The 22139-nt window shown below is 37.7% G+C and carries 23 protein-coding genes; 21 read left to right on the top strand and 2 right to left on the bottom strand.

Going from position 1 to position 22139, the window contains the following annotated elements; translation table 11 throughout:
* Nucleotides 1–31 precede the first annotated feature (31 nt).
* From AB7942_RS05930 to ypjB, 3 genes are all read left to right on the top strand, one after another.
* A complete protein-coding gene (locus AB7942_RS05930) occupies nt 32–805 on the top strand; it encodes a menaquinol-cytochrome c reductase cytochrome b/c subunit (RefSeq protein ID WP_088088787.1) in 774 nt (257 codons plus the stop codon).
* Nucleotides 806–886: 81 nt separating this feature from the next.
* Nucleotides 887–1480 carry a lipoprotein heptaprenylglyceryl N-acetyltransferase LhaT gene (lhaT, locus tag AB7942_RS05925; RefSeq protein WP_369446179.1) on the top strand — a complete coding sequence of 198 codons (594 nt, stop codon included), beginning with the start codon at nt 887–889 and terminating at the stop codon, nt 1478–1480.
* 66 nt (nt 1481–1546) lie between these two features.
* Nucleotides 1547–2341, top strand: a complete 795-nt coding sequence (ypjB, locus tag AB7942_RS05920; RefSeq protein WP_251032678.1) for a sporulation protein YpjB — start codon at nt 1547–1549, stop codon at nt 2339–2341.
* Nucleotides 2342–2568: 227 nt separating this feature from the next.
* On the opposite strand, the gene AB7942_RS05915 is transcribed toward ypjB, so the two are convergent.
* Nucleotides 2569–3441: a YitT family protein gene (locus AB7942_RS05915; RefSeq protein WP_369446178.1), complete on the bottom strand. Its 873-nt coding sequence runs from the start codon at nt 3439–3441 to the stop codon at nt 2569–2571.
* A 196-nt stretch (nt 3442–3637) separates the two neighbouring features.
* Here AB7942_RS05915 and AB7942_RS05910 point away from each other — a divergent pair, with 196 nt between their 5' ends.
* From AB7942_RS05910 to AB7942_RS05825, 18 genes are all read left to right on the top strand, one after another.
* Nucleotides 3638–3982, top strand: coding sequence for a nucleotide pyrophosphohydrolase (locus tag AB7942_RS05910; RefSeq protein WP_098931636.1), 345 nt, complete (start codon nt 3638–3640; stop codon nt 3980–3982).
* Between the two features lie 5 nt (nt 3983–3987).
* Nucleotides 3988–4791, top strand: a complete 804-nt coding sequence (gene dapB, locus AB7942_RS05905) for a 4-hydroxy-tetrahydrodipicolinate reductase (RefSeq protein WP_335396720.1) — start codon at nt 3988–3990, stop codon at nt 4789–4791.
* Nucleotides 4792–4802: 11 nt separating this feature from the next.
* On the top strand, nt 4803–5219 hold the full coding sequence (gene mgsA / locus AB7942_RS05900) for a methylglyoxal synthase (RefSeq protein ID WP_369446177.1): 417 nt from the start codon (nt 4803–4805) through the stop codon (nt 5217–5219).
* On the top strand, nt 5212–5922 hold the full coding sequence (bshB1, locus tag AB7942_RS05895) for a bacillithiol biosynthesis deacetylase BshB1 (protein WP_369446176.1): 711 nt from the start codon (nt 5212–5214) through the stop codon (nt 5920–5922). The genes mgsA and bshB1 overlap by 8 nt, the downstream gene beginning before the upstream one ends.
* Nucleotides 5923–5924: 2 nt before the next feature.
* Nucleotides 5925–7052: an N-acetyl-alpha-D-glucosaminyl L-malate synthase BshA gene (gene bshA, locus AB7942_RS05890; protein ID WP_088088780.1), complete on the top strand. Its 1128-nt coding sequence runs from the start codon at nt 5925–5927 to the stop codon at nt 7050–7052.
* 11 nt (nt 7053–7063) lie between these two features.
* Complete coding sequence (locus tag AB7942_RS05885) at nt 7064–8263, top strand: CCA tRNA nucleotidyltransferase (RefSeq protein WP_369446175.1); 1200 nt, start codon at nt 7064–7066, stop codon at nt 8261–8263.
* Nucleotides 8248–9225: a biotin--[acetyl-CoA-carboxylase] ligase gene (locus AB7942_RS05880; protein WP_088088778.1), complete on the top strand. Its 978-nt coding sequence runs from the start codon at nt 8248–8250 to the stop codon at nt 9223–9225. Before AB7942_RS05885 ends, AB7942_RS05880 begins: the two co-directional genes overlap by 16 nt.
* Nucleotides 9226–9466: 241 nt before the next feature.
* Nucleotides 9467–10303: a 3-methyl-2-oxobutanoate hydroxymethyltransferase gene (gene panB / locus AB7942_RS05875; protein ID WP_335439953.1), complete on the top strand. Its 837-nt coding sequence runs from the start codon at nt 9467–9469 to the stop codon at nt 10301–10303.
* Nucleotides 10300–11148 (top strand): pantoate--beta-alanine ligase, encoded by an 849-nt coding sequence (gene panC / locus AB7942_RS05870; RefSeq protein ID WP_369446174.1) that lies wholly within the window; start codon nt 10300–10302, stop codon nt 11146–11148. The genes panB and panC overlap by 4 nt, the downstream gene beginning before the upstream one ends.
* A gap of 29 nt (nt 11149–11177) precedes the next feature.
* Entirely contained in the window at nt 11178–11561 is a 384-nt protein-coding gene (gene panD / locus AB7942_RS05865) for an aspartate 1-decarboxylase (RefSeq protein ID WP_168244898.1), read from the top strand.
* 251 nt (nt 11562–11812) lie between these two features.
* Nucleotides 11813–14614 (top strand): ATP-dependent DNA helicase DinG, encoded by a 2802-nt coding sequence (gene dinG, locus AB7942_RS05860; protein ID WP_369446173.1) that lies wholly within the window; start codon nt 11813–11815, stop codon nt 14612–14614.
* A 79-nt stretch (nt 14615–14693) separates the two neighbouring features.
* Nucleotides 14694–15548 (top strand): ComEC/Rec2 family competence protein, encoded by an 855-nt coding sequence (locus AB7942_RS05855; protein WP_369446172.1) that lies wholly within the window; start codon nt 14694–14696, stop codon nt 15546–15548.
* A 117-nt stretch (nt 15549–15665) separates the two neighbouring features.
* Nucleotides 15666–15836: a YpmA family protein gene (locus AB7942_RS05850; protein WP_088088772.1), complete on the top strand. Its 171-nt coding sequence runs from the start codon at nt 15666–15668 to the stop codon at nt 15834–15836.
* A 15-nt stretch (nt 15837–15851) separates the two neighbouring features.
* Nucleotides 15852–16325 carry a cell wall elongation regulator TseB-like domain-containing protein gene (locus AB7942_RS05845; protein WP_369446171.1) on the top strand — a complete coding sequence of 158 codons (474 nt, stop codon included), beginning with the start codon at nt 15852–15854 and terminating at the stop codon, nt 16323–16325.
* A gap of 27 nt (nt 16326–16352) precedes the next feature.
* Nucleotides 16353–17555 (top strand): pyridoxal phosphate-dependent aminotransferase, encoded by a 1203-nt coding sequence (locus AB7942_RS05840; RefSeq protein WP_369446170.1) that lies wholly within the window; start codon nt 16353–16355, stop codon nt 17553–17555.
* Between the two features lie 115 nt (nt 17556–17670).
* Nucleotides 17671–18372 (top strand): DnaD domain-containing protein, encoded by a 702-nt coding sequence (locus tag AB7942_RS05835; RefSeq protein WP_369446169.1) that lies wholly within the window; start codon nt 17671–17673, stop codon nt 18370–18372.
* A 61-nt stretch (nt 18373–18433) separates the two neighbouring features.
* Nucleotides 18434–19096 (top strand): endonuclease III, encoded by a 663-nt coding sequence (nth, locus tag AB7942_RS05830; RefSeq protein ID WP_369446168.1) that lies wholly within the window; start codon nt 18434–18436, stop codon nt 19094–19096.
* Nucleotides 19089–19451 (top strand): YpoC family protein, encoded by a 363-nt coding sequence (locus AB7942_RS05825; protein WP_369446167.1) that lies wholly within the window; start codon nt 19089–19091, stop codon nt 19449–19451. The genes nth and AB7942_RS05825 overlap by 8 nt, the downstream gene beginning before the upstream one ends.
* Nucleotides 19452–19475: 24 nt before the next feature.
* Here the strand turns inward: AB7942_RS05825 and AB7942_RS05820 are convergent, their stop codons facing one another.
* Complete coding sequence (locus AB7942_RS05820; protein ID WP_369446166.1) at nt 19476–22133, bottom strand: transglycosylase domain-containing protein; 2658 nt, start codon at nt 22131–22133, stop codon at nt 19476–19478.
* Between the last annotated feature and the right edge of the window lie 6 nt (nt 22134–22139).

Genomic DNA, 22139 nt, shown 5'->3' with positions numbered 1-22139 from the left:
TTAACTACGGAAAAAGGAGGGGGATTGCTCGATGCATCGCGGTAAAGGTTTAAAGTTCGTTGGTGATTCACGTGTTTTAGCACCTTCAGAACGAAAAAAAATGATTCCGAAAGATTACTCTGAATACCCTGGTAAAACAGAGGCGTTTTGGCCTAACTTCCTTTTGAAAGAATGGATGGTAGGAGCAGTATTTCTTATCGGCTTTTTATGTTTAACAGTTGCCCATCCGGCTCCGCTTGAAAGGATAGCGGACCCAACTGATACTGGGTACATTCCATTACCGGACTGGTATTTCTTGTTCTTGTATCAATTATTGAAATATACATTTGCATCTGGACCGTATACAGTTATCGGAGCAATGATTATACCAGGACTTGCTTTTGGAGGATTATTATTAGCTCCGTTCCTCGATTCTGGTCCGGAACGACGTCCAATGAAGCGTCCGATTGCAACTGCAGCTATGCTATTGGCACTAGCTGCCACCGTATATTTAACTTGGCAATCTGTTGCGACACATGATTGGGCAGCTGCTGAACGCCAAGGTAAAATTGTTGCAAAAGTAGATATTGATAAATCAAGTGCCGGCTATAAAATAGCTAGTGCCAATACATGTATTACCTGTCATGGTGAAAACCTTTCAGGCGGTGCTGGTGCACCCGCACTAGTCGGTACAGGCTTAAAACCAGAAGAAATTGCAAAGATTGCCAAAGAAGGTAAAGGCGGAAAAATGCCAGCCGGAATCTTCAAAGGGACTGACGAAGAACTTAAAACGCTTTCTGAATTTATCTCTGGCCTTGGTAAGTAATAATCGAATGATAAAAAGCTGACGAAAGATCGTCAGCTTTTTTCTTCATGATAAAAAAACAAACATAAAAGGAGAGTTTTTGTGCGTTGGATCTATCCTCTCTTGGCAAATCGATCGATTATGAAGCTGTTATTGATTGTTAATATTGCCGGAACAATCTATGGGTACTACTGGTATGGGTGGCAGCTAAAGGAGACACCTGCAATTTTTCTCCTGTTTGTTCCTGACAGCCCGACAGCTAGTTTATTTTTTGTTTTTGTTCTAGTTGCATTTCTATTGAAGAAAAATTGGCCCTTAATAGAGGCGCTAGCAATTGTCACTCTCTTTAAATATGGAATTTGGGCAGTAGTAATGAATATCCTAGTCTATTTTGTTCAAGGGGACCTAGATGCGGTTGGCTATATGTTAATCTTGTCCCATTTCGCAATGGCTGTTCAAGGTATTTTATATGCTCCATTTTACAGATTTAAATGGTGGCATTTAATTCTAACAGCTATTTGGACACTACATAATGATGTTATTGATTATGTTTTTTTCATGTTGCCAAGCTATCATATGCTAGATCGCTATACACCACAAATTGGCTATTTTACTTTCTGGCTTTCGATTCTTTCGATTGGTCTAGCCTATTATTTTTCAATTCGTCCCAAAAGTTACAAACTTGAAATAAAATAATCCCATATGGTCTAACCTTGTCCACCCCTACATACATTTTATTAGTAATGAAAGGGGGGACAAGGATTGAGAAACAAATGGTTTTTTTTCTTTGCAATTATCATGATGCTTACTCCCATAACTGTAAATGCAGAACAACAATCGCCAATGGAGAAGCTTGATGATATATCAGATGAAGCTCTCCAAATGGTGAAGTTTCATAGATATGAAGATGCTAAAAGACTGCTTGATTATTTTTCGGATCAATTCACAAGCATTACCGGTAATGAACCGTCGCTAACAATGGATGAAGTAAGAATAATTAATACCTCCCATGATGAAGCAGTGGAAGCAGCAGTTAGTTCCAACATGAAATATGAGGAACGAATAAATAAATTAGTCAAATTTCGTCTTGTCATTGATGCCATTGCAACAAGTCACCAACCATTATGGATTGAAATGGAAGATCAAATAATGACAGCTTTTCACCAAGCAAAAGATGCGGCAATTAAGGGTGATTCAGGGCACTTTCATTCAAACTTTAATTCCTTTTTATCCTTGTATAACGTAATCTATCCGAGTATGAAAATTGATGTGTCTGTAGAAAATGTTCAAAGACTAGACGCACGGATAGATTTTATTAATGAATACCGTTCCCAAGTTGTAAATGATTCTAAAAGCCAACAGGAGTTGGAAAAACTTGATACGGACTTAGTTAATCTTTTTTCTAACATGGAAGAGGATGAGGCAGATCCAAACATTTGGTGGGTTATTATTTCGACAGGAAGCATTATTATCATGACATTATCCTATGTTGGCTGGAGAAAGTATCAAGGTGACAAGAATATGAAAAAAGACCGTTCGAGAGATTTAAAGGATTGATCTAAGAGTTAAAAAAAGCAATGTCCAAAAGTGGACATTGCTTTTTTAGTGTTATTATTGATTTTATAGCCAATTTGATTGGAGCGGAAGGCGCGAAGACTCCTGCGGGAGACCTCCCCGCAGGCGCGTAGCGCCGAGGAGGCTCCCCGGACCGCCCGCGGATAGCGAAGAGCCTGGAGCGGAAATCAACAGCCAAGTATAGAGCCCTAGAACCTTTAACACACAGCCTAGTCTACTAAAGGCATTTTATTTTCATCGAGTGTGAAACCTTCTCCATGGACATCATGGACAATCGTGATGGAGACAAATGCATGGGGATCAACGGAAGTAATGACATTTTTTAAACGGACTATTTCATTTTTTGCGACAACACAATATAAGACTTCACGCTCACTTTTAGTGTAAGAGCCGTATCCCTTTAGGACTGTTACTCCTCGGTCCATTTCTTCCATAATCTTAGCGGCAATTTGCTCGTTCTTTTCCGAAATAATCATAGCTCCTCGCGCTGAATAAGCACCTTCTAACATGAAATCAATTACTCTAGCACCAATAAACACAGCTACGAGTGTGTACATTGCTTGTTTATAATTTAAGTATGTTACCAAAGATAAAGCGATAACACATGCATCAAACAAGAACATTGTTTTTCCCATATTCCAGCCTGCATATTTTTGGACAAGCCTAGCAATAATATCGACTCCACCTGTAGTTCCTCCATAACGGAAGATCACGCCTAAACCAATGCCTGTAAAAACTCCTGCAAATAATGCAGCTAATGTTAAATCACTTTGAAGTGGCATATCAATGGAATAGCGTTGAAATATCCATAAAAAAATGGACACCCCGACTGTCCCTAATATGGTATATAAAAATGTATTACGTCCTAACAATTTCCACCCTATAAAAAAAAGTGGAATATTTAAGAATAGATTTGAATAGGATGGATCCCATTTAAACAAGAAATAAAATAGGAGTGCGATGCCTGTGAAGCCGCCTTCTGCCAGTTTGTTTTGCATATTAAAATTGACAAGGCCAAACGACATTATCGCTGCTCCCAGTAGGATAAATAATATGTTTTTTACTTTAAGACCATGTAACATTAATAACCCCCCTCTACCATAAATTTTCTTATATGGCGGTTTTTATTATATCGAATAAAAAATGTTAGAGCAATGAGTAGAGAAAAAGAGGGTAATATATATGAAAACATTTGTAAATCGGCGTTAATTTAGCTAACATAAACAATAGAATAAGGATATGAACATAATTATCAGTCTTATTGATGAGGTGAAATATATGGCCAAAGAAAAGACGATGAAAGACCTTCAGCAAGAAGTAGATTTGTACATTAGTCAATTTAAAGAGGGGTATTTCAGTCCGCTTGCGATGCTAGCAAGACTTACAGAGGAACTAGGGGAATTTGCTAGAGAAGTAAACCATTATTATGGTGAGAAACCCAAAAAAACAAGTGAAACTGAAAAAGCCATCGAAGAAGAACTTGGTGATCTTTTATTTGTATTAATTTGTTTTGCTAACTCTTTAAATATCAGCTTAGAAGATGCACATAATTATGTAATGGAAAAATTTAAGACAAGAGACCAAAATCGGTGGACAAGAATTAATGAAGAAAAAATGGAGTGAACTTTATGGAACAAATTAAAATTATCATCGCTGGTCCCCGCGGCCGAATGGGCAGTGAAGCAGTGAAGTTAGTAACGAATATTGATCATTTTGAACTTTTAGCTGTTGTGGATCATAAATATGATGGAATGATGCTTAGCGACTTGGAAGGCTTTCATTCAATACATAACGTACCCGTTTATGCAAATATCGAAACATGCCTGCAAAATGTCCATGCGGATGTCTTGATTGATCTAACCACACCTGAGGTGGGCATGCATCACGCAAAAACTGCACTTACAAACAATGTTCGACCGGTGGTTGGAACAACAGGTTTTACTGCAAGCGATTTAGAGGAATTAGAACATATTTGTCATGAGAAAAAACTGGGATGTATTATTGCTCCGAATTTTGCCATTGGTGCTGTGTTAATGATGAAATTCTCACAAATGGCTGCGAAATATTTTAACGATATAGAAATTATTGAATTGCATCACGATCAAAAACTGGATGCTCCTTCAGGAACAGCTGTAAAAACAGCAGAAATGATTTCTGCAGTTCGTGAGGAAAAAAATCAGGGGCACCCAAATGAAAAAGAAACGATTCAAGGTGCGCGGGGTGCAACGTTCGATGGAATGCATATTCACTCGGTACGCTTACCTGGACTTGTTGCCCACCAACAGGTGTTATTTGGATCTGATGGTCAGACTCTAACAATAAGGCATGATTCATACCATCGCGGCTCTTTTATGTCGGGTGTAAAAGTGGCAGTAGAATCTGTAATGACACATAATACTTTTGTTTATGGACTAGAAAATATTTTAGAATAGGGAGTAAATATATGAATATCGCCTTAATAGCTCATGATAAAAAGAAAAATGATTTGGTTCAATTCGCGACTGCTTATCAAAATATATTTTCGAAGCATACATTATTCGCGACTGGGACAACTGGACAGCGAATTAGTGAGGCAACGGGTCTAAGTATAACTCGTTTTCAATCTGGACCCCTTGGTGGTGACCAGCAAATCGGAGCATTGATTGCCCAAAATAAAATGGATGCTGTTTTCTTCTTCCGTGACCCATTAACATCACAGCCACATGAACCAGATGTAACAGCATTGGTTAGACTATGTGATGTATACTCGATTCCACTTGCTACTAATATGGGAACTGCAGAATTATTAATAAGAGGCCTAGAACTGGGGCTTATTGAGTGGAGAAATCTAAATAAAGAGAATGGTGGAATCAATGTTTAATCAGCACCTTCATGTCCTTGCTTTTGGAGCACATGCGGACGATGTCGAGATTGGCATGGCTGGAACGATTGCTAAATTGACCTCCCAAGGGAAACAAGTTGGTATCTGTGACTTAACAGATGCCGACCTTTCTTCAAATGGGAATGTACCCCTAAGAAAAGAGGAGGCGGCAAAGGCTGCAGGGATACTAAACGTCTCTATGCGTACATCATTCGGTTTTCCAGATAGAGGATTATTTCTTAAAGACGAATACATAAGAGAGATTGCAAGGATTATTAGAACATACAAGCCTCAGATTGTGTTTGCACCTTATTTTGAAGACCGCCATCCTGACCATGGTCATTGTGCTAGTTTAGTGGAGGAAGCTGTTTTTTCATCTGCCATAAGAAAATATGTAACAGAAGGTAATGAACCTGCACATCGGGTGGAGAGAGTTTATTTTTATATGATTAATGGTTTTCATAAACCAGATTTTACTATTGATATTACTCAATATATGGATAAAAAACTCCAAGCATTGAGGGAGTACAAAAGCCAATTCGAGCAAACAGAAGAAAGCTATAGTACTCCGCTTGTAAATGGTTATATTGAAACAGTTGAGTCAAGGGAAAGAATGTTTGGTAAGTTGGTTGGTGTTACATTTGCTGAAGGGTTCAAAACGAAAGTTCCAATCCTTTTGAATCGTGATTTGATAGGAGAATAAACATGAGGAAACTTAAAATTGGTATTACTTGCTATCCGACAGTAGGTGGTTCAGGTGTAGTAGCAACGGAATTAGGGAAAATGCTCGCTGAAAAGGGACATGAAATTCATTTCATCTCATCAAGTATTCCATTTAGATTAAATAAAATGTACCATAATATCTATTATCATCAGGTTGAAGTGAATCAATATTCTGTATTTCAGTACCCACCTTACGATATTGCCTTAGCAAGTAAAATGGCGGAAGTGGCTAATCGGGAAAAATTAGATCTGCTCCACGTCCACTATGCTATTCCTCACGCTGTATGTGCAATACTAGCAAAGCAAATGAGCCATCGAGATATTAAAATTGTCACGACATTACATGGTACCGATATAACGGTTTTGGGTTACGATCCTTCTTTGACAGATGCGATTAAATTTGGAATTGAAAAATCGGATGTGGTAACAGCAGTTTCCAAAGCTCTAGTGGACCAGACCTATGAGTTGATCAATCCAGATAAACAAATTGAAACAGTGTATAACTTTATTGATGACCGCATTTATAAAAAAAGTGATGCACGTGCTTTAAAGTCAGAATTTGAAATAAAAGAAGATGAAAAAGTAATTATTCACGTTTCCAATTTCCGTCCAGTAAAACGGGTACAAGATGTAGTAAAGTCCTTTGCAAAGATTGCATCTGTAATGCCAGCCAAGCTACTATTGGTCGGTGATGGCCCTGAAATGACCATCATCTGTAAACTTGTCAGAGAGTTTGGACTAGAAGATCAAGTCATTTTCTTAGGTAAACAAGAGAGCCTGGAGGAATTGTATTCCATCAGTGATTTAATGCTGTTATTATCGGAAAAGGAAAGCTTTGGACTTGTTGCATTAGAGGCAATGGCATGTGGAGTTCCTTGTGTCGGTACGAATGTTGGTGGTGTACCAGAAGTTATTAATCATGGAATGAATGGATTTATTTGTGAAGTAGGCGACATCGACGATATCTCTAATAAGTCATTAGCTATTTTAGTTGATCAGAACCTTCATCAGCAATTTTCCAAACAATCTGTGGAGACAGCAAAAACTAAATTTAAGGCTGACCAAATTGTTGAACAATATGAACAAATATATTTTAATTTACTGAATTAAGGTGAAGTAAAATGATTGACCCATTTTTAGCAGCAAGTCCTGTATTAAAAAAGCTGGAGGATGCTGGCTTTGAAGCCTATTTTGTTGGTGGATCCGTTAGAGATTATCTGTTAAAACGAGAGATTAATGACGTTGATATTGCAACAAGCGCAACCCCCGAAGAAGTGAAAAGGATTTTTCCGAAAACAGTGGATATTGGAATCGAACATGGAACAGTTCTCGTTCTTGTTAATAATGGAGGATATGAAATTACCACCTTTAGAACCGAATCAGACTATCAAGATTATCGAAGACCCAAAGAGGTTACCTTTATCCGCAACTTAAAAGAGGATTTACAGCGCAGAGATTTTACAATGAATGCTATCGCGATGGACAGAAATAGAAAATTAATTGACCCATTTAATGGATTTATAGCCATTCAAGATAGAATAATTCAAACAGTTGGAAGTCCGAATGACCGCTTCCAAGAAGACGCCTTAAGAATGATGAGAGCAGTAAGGTTTGTAAGTCAACTCTCTTTTCAAATCGAAAGCGGTACGGTTCAAGCATTAGCAAAGCTTGTTCACTTGCTTGATAACATTGCTGTAGAGAGAAAAAGGGCGGAGTTTGAGAAACTCTTAATTGGTAAAAATAAGACTAAAGCGTTGAGTATTCTCCTTGAAGCAAATATTTATTCTTATTTACCAGGTTTGAAGGGAAAAAGGCAGCAATTAGAGGAGTTACGTGGTTTTAACAGTGGGAATCTTAATAAAAGTGAAATGTGGTCACTCTTAATTTTCTGTATAAATTTAAAAGAAAAAGAGATAGAGTTATTTTTAAAAGAGTGGCGGCTTGCACTTAAGGAAATAAGAGAGATTCAACAAGTTGTTCATTTCCTTACAAAAAGACTTGAACAAGATTGGTCCATATATGACCTATACTCTGCTGGTCATGATCATATCCTATCAACGGAAAAGCTCTACCATGTTATTAATGGGATCAACGAAGTTCAATCGATTGAACATTGGATTAAGCTGTATGAAACCCTGCCGATAAAAGACCGTTCAGAAATGAATGTGACTGGAAATGACGTAATGGATTGGTTCAATAAAAGAGGTGGACCATGGCTTAAGGAGACGCTTTTAACCATCGAAGAAAATATCCTAGCCGGAAATCTAGATAACGACAAAGAAAAGATCAAGGAGTGGCTAATGAAGTGCAATCAGAAATAAGAAAAGAATTACTTGATGCCTTTACAACTGCAGGTGACACCTTTTTATCAGGGCAGCATCTAGCAGAACTCATTGGCTGCTCAAGGACGGCAGTATGGAAGCATATTGAGGAATTAAGGAAGGAAGGATTTGAATTAGAAGCCGTTAGAAACAAAGGTTACCGGATTCTAAAAACTCCTGAAAAAGTGACTGCAGATGAGGTAAGGCTTGGCTTAACCACAAACTTTATAGGGAGAAATATCCATTATGTAGAAAGTGTGGAGTCTACCCAAAAGCTTGCCCATCACTTTGCTTCAGAAGATGCCCCTGAAGGCACGGTCATCATCGCTGAAGAGCAGTTGTCAGGCAGGGGTAGAATGGCCCGAAAATGGCATTCGCCAAAATATACAGGTATATGGATGAGTATGATTATACGTCCGAATATACCCCTAAGCAATGCGCCACAATTGACATTGCTCGCAGCAGTTGCGATTGTTCAAGCCATTGAAGAAATGACTGACCTTATTCCCGAAATAAAATGGCCGAATGATATTCTTATTAACGGAAAGAAAGTAACGGGAATATTAACGGAGTTACAAGCGGAGGCCGACCTTATTCATTCAATTATCATAGGAATTGGTATAAATGTGAATCAGAAGAAAGAAGATTTCCCCTTAGAACTTCAAGAAATAGCTACTTCCCTATTTATCGAAGATGGAGAAACTGTCTCGAGAGCAGAGTTAATTAGATCTATTTTCAAACACTTTGAAAAATTATATACGCTGTATCTAGAACAAGGATTTCTTCCAATAAAGCTTTTATGGGAGGGGTATGCCGGCAGTATCGGTAAATACATAAAAGCTAGAACACTTACGAATACGATTGAAGGAAAAGCACTAGGAATAACCAATGATGGAGTGCTGCAGTTAGAAGATTTGACCGGTACGATTCATCATATCTATTCTGCGGATATTGAGTTTTAAAAGCTTGAACTTTTCGTAGAATTTGTTATAATTCTATTCAATGGGCAGTATCCACTGAGAACTGCACCTTTACGAAACTAACAATTAAAAAGGTTTCTGCCTAGATCCGTGTAGCGGACCGGGACAGAGGGATGAAGCATGTTAAAAGTGTAACTGGGATCCTCTGCCTTCAGAAGGATCTTTTTATTTGCTCTTTTAAAATCTTTTTATCCCCTCTCCCATATAAAAGGAGGGAAAATTGATGAAGCAAACAACAGATTTCTTGAAAATGAAGGAAAATAATGAAAAAATCGTTATGTTAACCGCGTATGATTACCCTTCGGCTAAGCAAGCTGAAGAGGGCGGAGTTGACGTTATATTGGTGGGAGACTCTCTTGGGATGGTAGTCCTTGGTTATGACTCAACCATACCAGTAACGCTTGACGACATGATCCATCATACAAAAGCTGTAAAACGTGGAGCAAAAGATACCTTTATTCTCGCTGATATGCCTTTTCTAACTTACCATTTATCCGTTCGGGATACATTATTAAATGCTGCCAGACTAATACAAGAAACGGGTGCACATGCGGTTAAACTAGAAGGTGCAGATGATGTTATTGAAAAAATTACTGCTTTAACTAGAGCCGGTATTCCTGTTTGTGCCCATTTGGGGTTAACCCCTCAATCTGTAGGTGTATTAGGTGGATACAAAGTGCAAGGGAAAGATGCCCAAGCAGCAAGGAAATTGCTCCAAGATGCAAAGAAGTGCGAAGAAGCCGGTGCCTTTGCTATCGTTCTTGAATGTGTCCCAAAACAACTGGCCGAGGAAGTTACCCAAATGATTTCTATTCCAGTTATTGGTATTGGAGCCGGGGTTGCGGTCGATGGTCAAGTTCTCGTTTATCATGATATTCTAGGCTATGGCGTAAATCGCGTACCGAAGTTCGTCAAACAATATCATGCTGTCAATCCATTTATGATTGAATCAATTCAAGCCTATGCAGCTGACGTTAAAAATGAACGGTTTCCTGAAGAAAAACATTCTTTCACAATGAAGGAACAGGAACTGAAAGGGCTTTATGGAGGTACGAAATGAAGGTTATTACAACCATTAAGGAAATGCAGTCAATCATAAATAAGCATAAGCTCTCAGAAAAATCGATTGGCTTTGTACCAACGATGGGATTTCTGCATGAAGGTCATTTAACACTTTTAAATAAAGCAAGACAAGATAATGATATCGTTGTCCTAAGCATTTTTGTTAACCCATTACAGTTTGGACCAAAAGAGGATTATGCTGAATACCCGCGTGATTTTGATCGTGATCGCGCCTTGGCTGAAAGTGAAATGATCGATTTTCTCTTCCATCCATCCGTTGAGGAAATGTATCCAAACGAACCTTCAGTTAAAGTTAACGTCCGTGATCGCACGGATGTTTTATGTGGGAAATCCCGCCCAGGCCATTTTGATGGCGTTGCTACAGTAATAACAAAGCTCTTTAACATTATCATGCCAACAAGAGCATATTTTGGAAAAAAAGATGCCCAGCAGGTGGCAGTTCTTGAGGGGTTAGTTTCTGATTTTAATATTCCTGTGGAACTTATTGCAGTCGATATCGTTCGTGAAAATGACGGACTTGCTAAGAGTTCTCGGAATGTTAATCTTCTGCCAAAGGAAAGACAAGAAGCTCCTGTACTGTATCACAGCCTTCAAGCTGCAGTGGCAGCAATTAATGAAGGTGAGCGGAACCCAGCGAAATTAATTAGTATGATTAGTGAAATGATTACCAATGAATCAACAGGTACAATTGATTATGTCCAAATCTACTCCTATCCACAATTAAAGCAACTGGAAAAATTAGAGGGTACAATTATTATTGCACTGGCTGTAAAATTTACGAAGGTACGATTAATAGACAATTACATTACGAATATAGATTGATAGAAAAAAGAGAACGGGGGAGGAATATAATGTTTCGCAACATGATGAACGGAAAAATCCATCGAGCAACTGTTACAGAGGCTAATCTAAATTATGTAGGCAGTATCACGATTGATGAAGACTTATTAGATGCAGTTGGAATGATTGCAAATGAAAAGGTGCAAATTGTTAACAATAACAATGGTGCGCGTCTAGAGACCTATATAATTCCTGGCGAGAGAGGCAGTGGTGTCATTTGTTTAAATGGTGCAGCTGCCCGCTTGGTTCAAAAAGGTGATATCGTTATTATCATTTCCTACGCCCTTATTGCTGAAGAAAAGGTAGCAGCACATAAACCAAAAGTAGCGATCATGGATGAAGACAATCGGATTAAAGAACTAATCAATGCAGAACCAGCCCTAACCATCATGTAATCCCCAATTTCGGGGATTTTTCTTTTTTATGGACAGTTTAATATAATAAATATACGCTTAGTTAAAGCTCTTAGTTAATTTGGCACCCTGTTGATTGGAGCGGAAATCAACAGGCAAGTTTAACATAACCTAAAAATAAAAAAGATCGTAAAGATAATGGTAGAATGGGAAGCATCCTAGTAGTGTTTACTTTTTCTTTTGAAGATAATGTGATACCGTTTTAATGAACGAAGGTTTGGGGTGTTAATGAAATGATAAATAAATTCGTCGTAATTGATTTGGAAACAACGGGAAACATTCCAAAAAAGGGTGACAAAATCATCCAATTTGCTGCTGTGGTCATTGAAAATGGAAAAATCACAGAAAAATTTTCCTCATTAATAAATCCGAAAAAATCCATTCCAATATTTATTGAAGAATTGACCGGCTTAAATGATGACATGGTGAAGGATGCTCCCCTATTTTCGGAAATAGCAGAAAAGGTCATGACTTTACTGGATGGGGCTTATTTTGTTGCACATAATGTTTTATTTGACTTGTCTTTTCTTCAGGAAGAATTAATCCAATCAGGTCAGGAAGGGTTCTTTGGCCCTGTTCTTGATACGGTGGAAATGGCAAGAATACTTTATCCGACAGCTGATGGTTATAAGTTATCGGATTTAGCAGAGAAAGAAAATCTTAATCATGATCGCCCCCACCAAGCTGATAGTGATGCACAGGTAACTGCTGAGCTTTTCTTAATTCTTTTAGATCGTTTGACATCCTTACCTAGAGTAACGCTAAAACAGCTTGCACATCTTTCTGGCGGTCTCAAAAGTGATCTACAGCAGTTTCTTGATGAAATACTCGTAAACAAAGATGACACGATTGAACAATTTTCGGAGTCATTCGAGATTTTTAAGGGGATAGCCTTAAAAAGGCTTCCTGAGCAGTCAGGAAAGATGAATAAAGGTAAAGAATATAATTATCCTGCAAGTGAGGATGAAAAAACCGAGTTAGTAAAACAAGCCTTTGCAGCCTTTGAGAAGAGGACAGGCCAATTTACCATGATGGATACTGTGTATCAATCCTTTCAAAATGAAAACCATACATTGATTGAAGCTGGAACCGGTGTCGGAAAATCACTTGGGTACCTGCTGCCGATTGCCTACTTTTCAAGGCAGAAAGAGCTTCCTATTGTAGTGAGCACGCATACCATTCAATTACAAGAACAAATTCTAAAAAATGAAATCCCAATCTTAGATAAAATTTTGCCCTTTAAGCTTAATTCTGTGCTCCTCAAGGGGAGGAATCATTATATTAGTTTAGAAAAGTTTAATCAGACACTTGCAGATGATAATGATAATTACGATACAGGGTTAACCAAAATGCAAATTCTTGTTTGGCTGATTGAAACAGAAACAGGGGATCGGGATGAGTTAAACCTATCAAGCGGCGGGCAAATATTCTGGAATAAAATTAAGAACGAACCCGCTATGTTTATGCAGAACCAAGCTTGGCAAGAAAGAGATTTTTATTTGAAGGCCAAAAGAAATGTGCAAACTGCCGATATTATTATTACCAATCACTCTTTGCTATTAAGTGATATTAAAGGAGAAGGCACAATTTTGCCCGATTTTTCTTTCGCTATCATTGATGAAGGACATCATTTTGAAAAAGTAGCAAGTCAGTTTTTTGGTCATACATTAGATTACTTATCCACCCGGCTCTTATTGGGGCAATTTGGTGTTTTAGAACAAAAACAGCTTTTTTATGAATTGGAGAAGCTAGTTGATTCTATACCAAGGAAACCTGAAGTGATGACACCTGCAACTAAGTTAAATCAAATAAATGTTGACCTTGCTTTTGAAACAGACGAATTTTTTCAATTGATTGCTATTTTTGCAAAAGCCAAGCTTACAAATAAAAGAGGAATTAACCGTGCCAAGGTGCGCTTTTCTCTTCAAGACGAGGTAAAAGAAAAAAAGGCACTTGTCCACAGTGCAGAAAGGTTTGCCTTTTTACTTAAGGATCTTCATTCAGTCATTATTGAACGACTCGAATGGATCAAAAGGGAAAGTAATTCGTTAACACGTTCCCAAGAAAATAAAATGGAAGAAATTCAATCCTTTCTAAATGATCTATCGGAATTAAGGGACACGGTTATTCATTCCTTTATTAAAAAAACGAACGATGTCAAATGGATTGAAATAGATATTCGTTCACCGCAAAATGTTACAACCTTTATAGCTCAGCCAGCATCTGTGGCCGACCAACTTAATGCACAATTTTTTCAACTTAAAAAAGCGGTAGTGATCACTTCTGCTACTTTGACTGTGAATAAATCATTTGACTATATCATGAAGGAAATTGGACTTGATACAGTTTCAACGATACAGTTGAACATTCCTTCGCCATTTGAATATAATCAACAGGTTCAACTCTTAATACCAGAAGACCTACCAGAAATAAACACGGTATCGTTAGAAGATTATGTCATTTCAATTACTGAGCATATCATCACAATTGCAGAGGCAACAAAAGGAAGAATGCTGCTTCTATTTACCGCCTATGACATGCTAAAGAAAACTTATGAACTAATTAAAGAAAGTGGTTTTTTGCATGACTATGCAATGATTGCCCAAGGGATAACCAGTGGCAGCCGAACTAGGCTTACTAGAAATTTCCAGAGGTATGATAAGGCATTATTGCTAGGGACAAGTAGTTTCTGGGAAGGGGTAGATATACCTGGTGAGGACTTATCCTGCCTTGTAATTGTTAGGCTCCCATTTAGCCCCCCTGATGAACCTTTAACAGAGGCAAAATGTCAGTTAATCGAAAAACGCGGGGGTAATGCTTTTTCTGAATACTCACTACCAGAAGCGGTCCTTAGATTTAAACAAGGATTTGGTCGGTTAATTCGTACGGAAAATGACCGTGGAATTATTGTGGTTTTTGATAAAAGAATTGTAACGACCAAGTATGGGAAGGCCTTTTTGAAATCAATTCCCAATGTTCCCATAAAAAAGGGTAAGATGGATGATTTAGCTGAAATTATTGACTCTTGGTTATAATAAATCAGTTGGACCAATTATTTGATATTCTGGATAATATTTGGTAAAAAAACACATCCTATATTATGGGAGGTGTGTCATGAGAACCTTACTATTAATAATGGCCATATTCATTCAATCGACACTCATGGTAGAGGCATCAAAGACGACTACTTTAAATAATATTGAAAACATTGATTTAAATATTAAGGATCATGAAGTTGCTGTTACTTTTTTAGGCCTGTCAGAAGGTGATTCAACCCTTATTCAAGGCTCAAATGGTGAAAATATCTTGGTAAATGCCGGTGGGAAAAAGACGGATGCAGAATTGGAAGGATGGCTTTATCTTTACGATGTGAAGAAAATTTCGAAGCTAATTTTTACAAAGAACGAACTAGAGCTTTCAGAAAAACAAATGAATAGGCTAATAACGAAGTATAGTATTAAAGAAATTATCACAACACCGGAGTTATCTACCCAAATAACAAATAAACTAAGCTTACCAAATAAACCTGCAGTCGTCACCTGGGGTGAGGGCACAAAAAAAACCATTCTTCCGGAATTGACTGCAGTGGTCGAATTTGTTGGAAATGAACCCAATGAGGGCATGGATTTGACACTGGATTTTTTTAATCACCGCATTTTCCTTATGACTTCATTTACACCACATGCGGAGGAAACCTTGATGAAGAAGAATTTGGAGAATATTAATGTTTTTAAGATTCCTAATTGTGCAATGGATGACTCTTTATCTGAAAAATTAATCCAGTATTTAAATCCGCAAATTTCGATTCTATTTGCACCAGAAGAAGAGGAGCATGACCCTGACATTCTTGTCGATCTCCATGAAACTTGGTCAGAAATCTATACTACCAAAAAACATGGTACCGTCACGATAAAATTCACTAATTCAAACTATGAAGTAATAACGATCCCTGTCGAAGAGGATAACTAAGAAAAAATTAGAAAAATTCATATAATCACAGACCCGCTTTTTGCTTCCACCTGTTATAATAATGGTTGAGATTTATCAATTATTGTAGAGAAATAGGCAAATATTGGAGGGAAAAGGATGGAAAGTAAAATTGAAGTGTTATCAACAGTAAAAATCCAGCACAGTCCGGATTTGTATAAAATTGTTGATGCCCTTAATCGAACCTTGAAGCAAAAAGATCTTATGTTTGGACTGGCACTTGATCAAGAAGATAAAAATACAGCGATTTTTACCATTTATCGTACATAAAGAAGTGAGTGCTTAATGAAAAAGTGGATTATATTTATAGTAATATTTATAGTAGTGATTTTTGGTTTATTAATAAAAGTGTATTTCACGTCTGTGGATCCTGTTAAAGTTGCAGAGAAAAAAGCGGTTGCACTAGCCAACAAGGAAATATCTATAAAAGAAGTTGAGGATTTTCATATATATAATGGCATAGAAACTGTTAATGTCATTGAGGGAAAAAATAATAAAGGTGAAAAAATCATCGTTTGGATTCCTGAAAAAAGTAAAAAAGTTTACGTGAAAAAGGCAAAGGATGGGTTATCGAAAGAAGAAGCCATTCAGAAACTTTTACAAGAAAAAAGTCCTAAAAAGGTTATTTCAGTGCGACTTGGCATGGAAAAAAATATCCCCTTGTGGGAAATATATTATCGTTCTAATAATAATTTAATAAATTATTACTATGTTCACTTTGACACAGGTGAATGGCTAAAGAAAATCGAAAACCTATAGATGTGATGGAGAATGGAGGAAATATTTATGGTAGTGGAATTAGCAAATCGAGTGAAGGCACTTACACCTTCAACAACATTAGCAATTACTGCAAAAGCAAAGGAATTAAAGGAACAAGGGGAAGACGTTATCGGTTTGGGAGCAGGTGAACCTGACTTTAATACTCCACAATATATTTTAGATGCTGCGTCACAATCCATGATTGAAGGGCATACGAAGTATACCCCATCAGCAGGCTTACCTGCATTAAAAAAAGCAATTATTAGGAAATTTGAAGCGGACCAAGGGTTAACATATAAACTGAATGAAATCATTGTAGGAAATGGAGCTAAACACGTTCTTTATACATTATTTCAAGTCCTATTAAATGATGGTGATGAGGTTATAATCCCTACTCCATATTGGGTCAGCTATCCAGAGCAAGTCAAATTAGCAGGCGGCGTTCCTGTGTATATCGAAGGATTAGAGCAAAATCAATTTAAAGTAACCCCAGAACAATTAAAGAGCGGCATTACGAAAAATACAAAAGCTGTTATTATTAATTCACCTAGCAATCCAACGGGTGTGTTGTATACAGCAGAAGAACTTTATGAGTTAGGAAAAGTTTGTCTTGAGGAAAATATTCTCATTGTTTCAGATGAAATTTATGAAAAGCTAGTTTATGGGGAAAATAAACATGTTTCGATCGCACAACTTTCTCCTGAACTTAAAGACCAAACCATTGTAATTAATGGAGTTTCTAAATCACATTCGATGACAGGTTGGAGAATCGGGTACGCGGCTGGAAATAAAGTAATTATTGAGGCGATGACAAACCTCGCAAGCCATAGTACATCTAATCCGACAACTACAGCCCAGTATGCAGCAATCGCTGCTTACAATGGCTCTCAACAGCCAGTAGAAGATATGCGCCAGGCATTTGAAAAAAGATTATCAATTATTTTTGATAAACTAGTAGCGATTCCCGGAGTAACATGTGTGAAACCGCAAGGAGCATTTTACCTTTATCCAAATGTAAAGAAAGCTGCTGAATTGACAGGATATCAAAATGTTGATGCTTTTGTTGAAGCCTTGCTGGTCGATGCTAAGGTCGCTGTTATCCCTGGTTCAGGATTTGGGACTCCTGATAACATTCGACTTTCCTATGCAACTTCTTTAGAATTATTGGAAAAAGCAGTGGAGAGAATCCACCAATTTGTTACATCCAAATCAAGCATTGTCAATAATTAAAAGCGTAAAAGTCTGCTAAAGCCTGCAGGCTTTTTGCTTTTAGTTACCAAAGATGGATGCCTAAATCTCTTACTCCGATAATTTGTTCGTGGTATACTTAACTGGAGGTGTCCAAATGATGAAAACAAACTTTTTAGCATGGATTCAAGAAGGTAATATCACCGTTCCAACATTATTATTTTCTGAATACCGCAGTCTAAATTTAAATGAATATGAACTAGTTCTTTTATTAAATATACTAACCTTTTTAGAAAAAGGGCATGAATTTCCTACACCAGATGAGTTATCGGCACGAATGACGGTATCCATTTCGGAATGTAATGAAATGCTTAGAAAGTTGATCCAAAGAGGTTTTATCGAAATTACCGATGAATATACGAATGAAGGCATCCGATATGAAAAGTATTCTGTCATCCCTTTATGGGAAAGACTTGTCGAACATTTCTTGAAAAATAATAAAAATAACAAGGAAACTGATAAGAAGGCTGACGAAACCGACCTTTATACTTGTTTTGAGAAGGAATTTGGCCGACCGTTATCTCCATTTGAATGTGAATCCCTAGCCATGTGGATGGATGATGATCATCACGACCCAATTATTATCAAAGCAGCCTTACGGGAAGCTGTAATGTCTGGAAAATTAAACTTCCGGTATATTGATAGAATTCTTTTTGAGTGGAAGAAAAATGGGATAAAAACGATAGAGCAAGCGAAAACCCATGGACTTAAATTTCGTCAAAAGCAAACACCTAAAGGAACTGTGAAGGGTGAAACACATCAACCGACTGTGCCCTTTTACAATTGGTTAGAACAATAGTCTTGATTAACGAGGGAGTTATCTCTCGTTTTATTCATTTTAATAGTAGTAGGTGATTGTAATGTTGAATAATACCCAAATCCGTTATTGTCTTGATCAAATGGGTGTGATGTTTCCAGAGGCCCACTGTGAATTAAATCATTCAAATCCATTCGAACTAGTCATTGCTGTGGCCTTATCGGCACAATGTACCGATGTGCTCGTAAATAAAGTGACTAAATCGTTATTTGAAAAATACAAAACACCTGAGGATTATCTTGAGGTTTCACTAGAAGAATTACAAAACGATATTCGTTCGATTGGCCTTTACCGAAATAAAGCTAAAAACATTCAAAGCCTTTCCCGAATGGTATTAGAAGAGTATAAAGGTGAAATCCCAATGGATCGTGATGAGTTAACAAAGCTCCCTGGTGTGGGCAGGAAAACAGCAAATGTAGTTGTGTCCGTTGCTTTTAATGTACCTGCTATAGCAGTAGATACTCACGTTGAAAGAGTGAGTAAGCGGCTAGGGATTTGCCGTTGGAAGGATTCTGTACTCGAAGTGGAAAAAACATTAATGAGGAAGATTCCAAAAGACGAATGGTCAGTTACACATCATCGTTTGATATTTTTCGGCCGCTATCATTGTAAAGCCCAAAATCCACAATGTCCAAGCTGCCCACTAGTAGAGCTATGTAGGGAGGGCAAAAAGCGGATGAAAGGTAAGGTTTCTATCAATGGATAAAAAGGTTGAGAACATTTCCGGCCTACTGAAGGAATGGGAAAATAGTAAGGTCCAACTCGAAGCACTATTTCGTGAACGAGATTATGAAAACGCAAAAGTGCTGATGGAAAAAGGAATTTTACTATTTATTCAGTTCTTGGCTTGGTCAAATGAAGTGCCTGCAACTCTGGATGAACCTTTTAACTCTAATAAATTTGAGTTTAAACCTGTCAATGTGGAAGAACGGTTAGGGTTTATCATGTCTAGACCAAATCTATATCATTCCTATCGCCAGTTATCAGAGTTAATGGTGGAGCAAGAAAAGCTGTATTCGAAAAGAAGTATACTAAAAAAAGCGTCTAAACCTAAAGGTTAGACGCTTTTTTACTATTCATTTTAGTTAGGGTAATGTTGTAGGTGTACCTGAATTTGCTCCATCTACTGTCCCATTGTCGACTGGGGTATCTGGTGGAGTAGTAACGCCGTCATCTTGGTTGTCAGTTCCTGTGCCATTACCCGTACCGTTACCATCGCCAGTACCAGTACCAGTACCATTTCCATTTCCATTTCCATTTCCATTTCCATTTCCATTTCCATTGCCGTTACCGGTCCCATTCCCATTCCCATTGTTTCCATTGCCGTTACCGTTACCAGGATTAGTACCATTGCCAGGATTGGTATTACCTGGGTTTTCTTCTTGAATAGGTAGTGGTATGTCAATAGATGCCGTTGCTGGGTCACTTGTTCGATCACCACTGATTGCCACAATCGTGAAAGAATATTTAGTACCAGGTACCGCAGGTATGTTTAAAGATGTTCCTGCTTGATTATATTGCTTTTGACCAGTCCCGCTATTTACCGTTACAGCGAAAGTAACATTTGCCTCGTTGGAATTATTGTAATCCCATGTTAAGTTAATATTTTTATTTACTTCATCATATTTGGCATTTAGTTTTTTCGGAGCATTCAGCTTGTCATACCTTTGGGAGACACGTTTTGGTGCATGTCCCTTCACAGCATACTCAGTAATAACTTGACTTCCAGGGGTATATTTACTTGCCAATACCGGCGGCATCGAGCCTCTTTCAATACTTACTCTTTGAACGCTGTTTGGCATTGTAAAGTCAGGTGTATCGATATCCTTTGATACATGTTCCATTAAGTTTTTAAAAATTAATTGGGCTAAACGTTGATTATTTCCGACCGCGTTGATGGGTGTACTTCGGTTTTTGTATCCTGTCCAAATAGACGCAGTGTAATTAGTTGTATATCCAGTAAACCAGGCATCAGGAACGGACCTGCTGCTCGGAATACCCCATTTTTGTATTTCCTCATCAGTATAATTCGTTGTACCGGTTTTACCGGCGATTGGAAGTCCGGGAACTTTCGCCCTTGTTCCTGTCCCTGGAGATAAGAGGACACTTTTTAACATATCGGTAATCATAAAAGCGGTCGAATCTTTCATTACCACTTTTGGTTCAGGTTCCGTGCTAATAAAGGTTCCATCACGCAACTTGATTTTTCTAATAGCATGTGGTTTTGTATAAATGCCATTATTGCCAAAGGCGCTATAGGCACCAGCCATTTCAAGTGGGGAAACCCCCGTTTTAAAACCGCCAATTGCGTAGGATTCAAAAATTTCTTTTAAAGGAATACCTAAACCAATTGCAAAGTCTTTGGCTTTATCAAGACCAACTTGCTGTAGAGCCTGAACCGCTGGTGAGTTTCGTGATAATTGCAGTGCTGTTCTAATCGTCATCGGTCCTTTATAGCTTTGGTCCCAGTTCCCAAACTTTTTCCCGGATGAATAGGTTATTGGTTTATCCTCAATCATTTCAAAAGTTCCCCAATTTAAATATTCAATCGCGGGAGCATAATCAAGCACAGGCTTGATTGTTGAACCTGGTTGACGTTGTGTATCGATGGCATAGTTAAACCCACGTTTTACTTTTTGGTTCCTTCCGCCTCCAATTGCCCGAATTTCTCCAGTTTTTGTATCAAGGAGAGCAACCCCAGCTTGGAATTCATCATCTGGATAATCAATAATGTCTGATTTATTAAGAATGTCTTCTACATATGATTGCGCATCTGGATCCAGAGTCGTATGGATCGTTAAACCATCTGTAAAGATATCAAAATCAGACGTTTCTTTCACTTCATCAATAACAGCATCAACAAAGGAATCAAATGGTTTTTCTTTTACTTGACGCTGCTTTTCATTTAATACAGTTGATTTAACAGAAACCTTTTTCGCATCTTCCATTTCTTGTTTTGAAATATAACCATGCTGATGCATTAATGTTAAGACGATATTTCGTCGCTTTTCTGCCAAATCTGGATGATCAAAAGGATTATAATTATTAGGACTTTGCGGCATCCCAGCAATTTGGGCAGCCTCTGATAATGTTAAATCTTTTAATTCTTTTCCATAAAAGATTTTTGCTGCAGTTGCAATACCATGGCTATTTTCAGAAACATAAACCTTATTTACATACATCTCGAAAATCTGGTGTTTAGTATATTGCTGTTCAAGCTGATAAGAGAGCCAGGCTTCTTCGACTTTCCGCTTTAAGGTTTTTTCAGGAGTTAAAAATGAGTTTTTAACCACTTGTTGTGTAATGGTGCTGGCACCTTCAGAACCAAATCCATGTTGGATATTAGCTAACACAGCACCGCCTAATCTAATCGGGTCAATACCATGGTGTTTGTAGAAACGGTAATCCTCTGTTGCCAAAATGGCATTTTCAACTACTTGTGGTATGTCTTTGTAATTTACATATTCCCGATTAACTGCACCTACTTCGGTAATCAACTTGTCATCTTTATCTAAAATCTTCGAAGGGATTGGATCTTTTAATAATTTTGGGTCAAGTACGGGAGCATCCTTTACTAAGTAGGCGAAAGTCCCCACTCCCGAAAGTATTCCAATAATACCAAGGGCCACTAAGGTTAGAAAAATTTTCTTTATTAATCCACCGGATTTTTTCTTTGTTTTTGGTTTACCTTTGGTTTGGAGTTTCTTTCGGCGCTCCTCTCTTGATTGGTACTGTTCTGACATGGTAAT

It is taken from the genome of Neobacillus sp. BF23-41 (assembly GCF_041106275.1).
Note: the sequence above shows the minus strand (reverse complement) of the source record. Positions and strands in the feature narration are given on the sequence as shown.

Coding starts and splice junctions, on each gene's coding strand:
- AB7942_RS05930 (WP_088088787.1), top strand. CDS start 32: ATGCATCGCGGTAAAGGTTTAAAGTTCGTTGGTGATTCACGTGTTTTA.
- AB7942_RS05915 (WP_369446178.1), bottom strand. CDS start 3,441: ATGTTACATGGTCTTAAAGTAAAAAACATATTATTTATCCTACTGGGA.
- AB7942_RS05910 (WP_098931636.1), top strand. CDS start 3,638: ATGGCCAAAGAAAAGACGATGAAAGACCTTCAGCAAGAAGTAGATTTG.
- dapB (WP_335396720.1), top strand. CDS start 3,988: ATGGAACAAATTAAAATTATCATCGCTGGTCCCCGCGGCCGAATGGGC.
- mgsA (WP_369446177.1), top strand. CDS start 4,803: ATGAATATCGCCTTAATAGCTCATGATAAAAAGAAAAATGATTTGGTT.
- bshB1 (WP_369446176.1), top strand. CDS start 5,212: ATGTTTAATCAGCACCTTCATGTCCTTGCTTTTGGAGCACATGCGGAC.
- bshA (WP_088088780.1), top strand. CDS start 5,925: ATGAGGAAACTTAAAATTGGTATTACTTGCTATCCGACAGTAGGTGGT.
- AB7942_RS05885 (WP_369446175.1), top strand. CDS start 7,064: ATGATTGACCCATTTTTAGCAGCAAGTCCTGTATTAAAAAAGCTGGAG.
- panB (WP_335439953.1), top strand. CDS start 9,467: ATGAAGCAAACAACAGATTTCTTGAAAATGAAGGAAAATAATGAAAAA.
- panC (WP_369446174.1), top strand. CDS start 10,300: ATGAAGGTTATTACAACCATTAAGGAAATGCAGTCAATCATAAATAAG.
- panD (WP_168244898.1), top strand. CDS start 11,178: ATGTTTCGCAACATGATGAACGGAAAAATCCATCGAGCAACTGTTACA.
- dinG (WP_369446173.1), top strand. CDS start 11,813: ATGATAAATAAATTCGTCGTAATTGATTTGGAAACAACGGGAAACATT.
- AB7942_RS05855 (WP_369446172.1), top strand. CDS start 14,694: ATGAGAACCTTACTATTAATAATGGCCATATTCATTCAATCGACACTC.
- AB7942_RS05850 (WP_088088772.1), top strand. CDS start 15,666: ATGGAAAGTAAAATTGAAGTGTTATCAACAGTAAAAATCCAGCACAGT.
- AB7942_RS05845 (WP_369446171.1), top strand. CDS start 15,852: ATGAAAAAGTGGATTATATTTATAGTAATATTTATAGTAGTGATTTTT.
- AB7942_RS05840 (WP_369446170.1), top strand. CDS start 16,353: ATGGTAGTGGAATTAGCAAATCGAGTGAAGGCACTTACACCTTCAACA.
- AB7942_RS05835 (WP_369446169.1), top strand. CDS start 17,671: ATGATGAAAACAAACTTTTTAGCATGGATTCAAGAAGGTAATATCACC.
- nth (WP_369446168.1), top strand. CDS start 18,434: ATGTTGAATAATACCCAAATCCGTTATTGTCTTGATCAAATGGGTGTG.
- AB7942_RS05825 (WP_369446167.1), top strand. CDS start 19,089: ATGGATAAAAAGGTTGAGAACATTTCCGGCCTACTGAAGGAATGGGAA.
- AB7942_RS05820 (WP_369446166.1), bottom strand. CDS start 22,133: ATGTCAGAACAGTACCAATCAAGAGAGGAGCGCCGAAAGAAACTCCAA.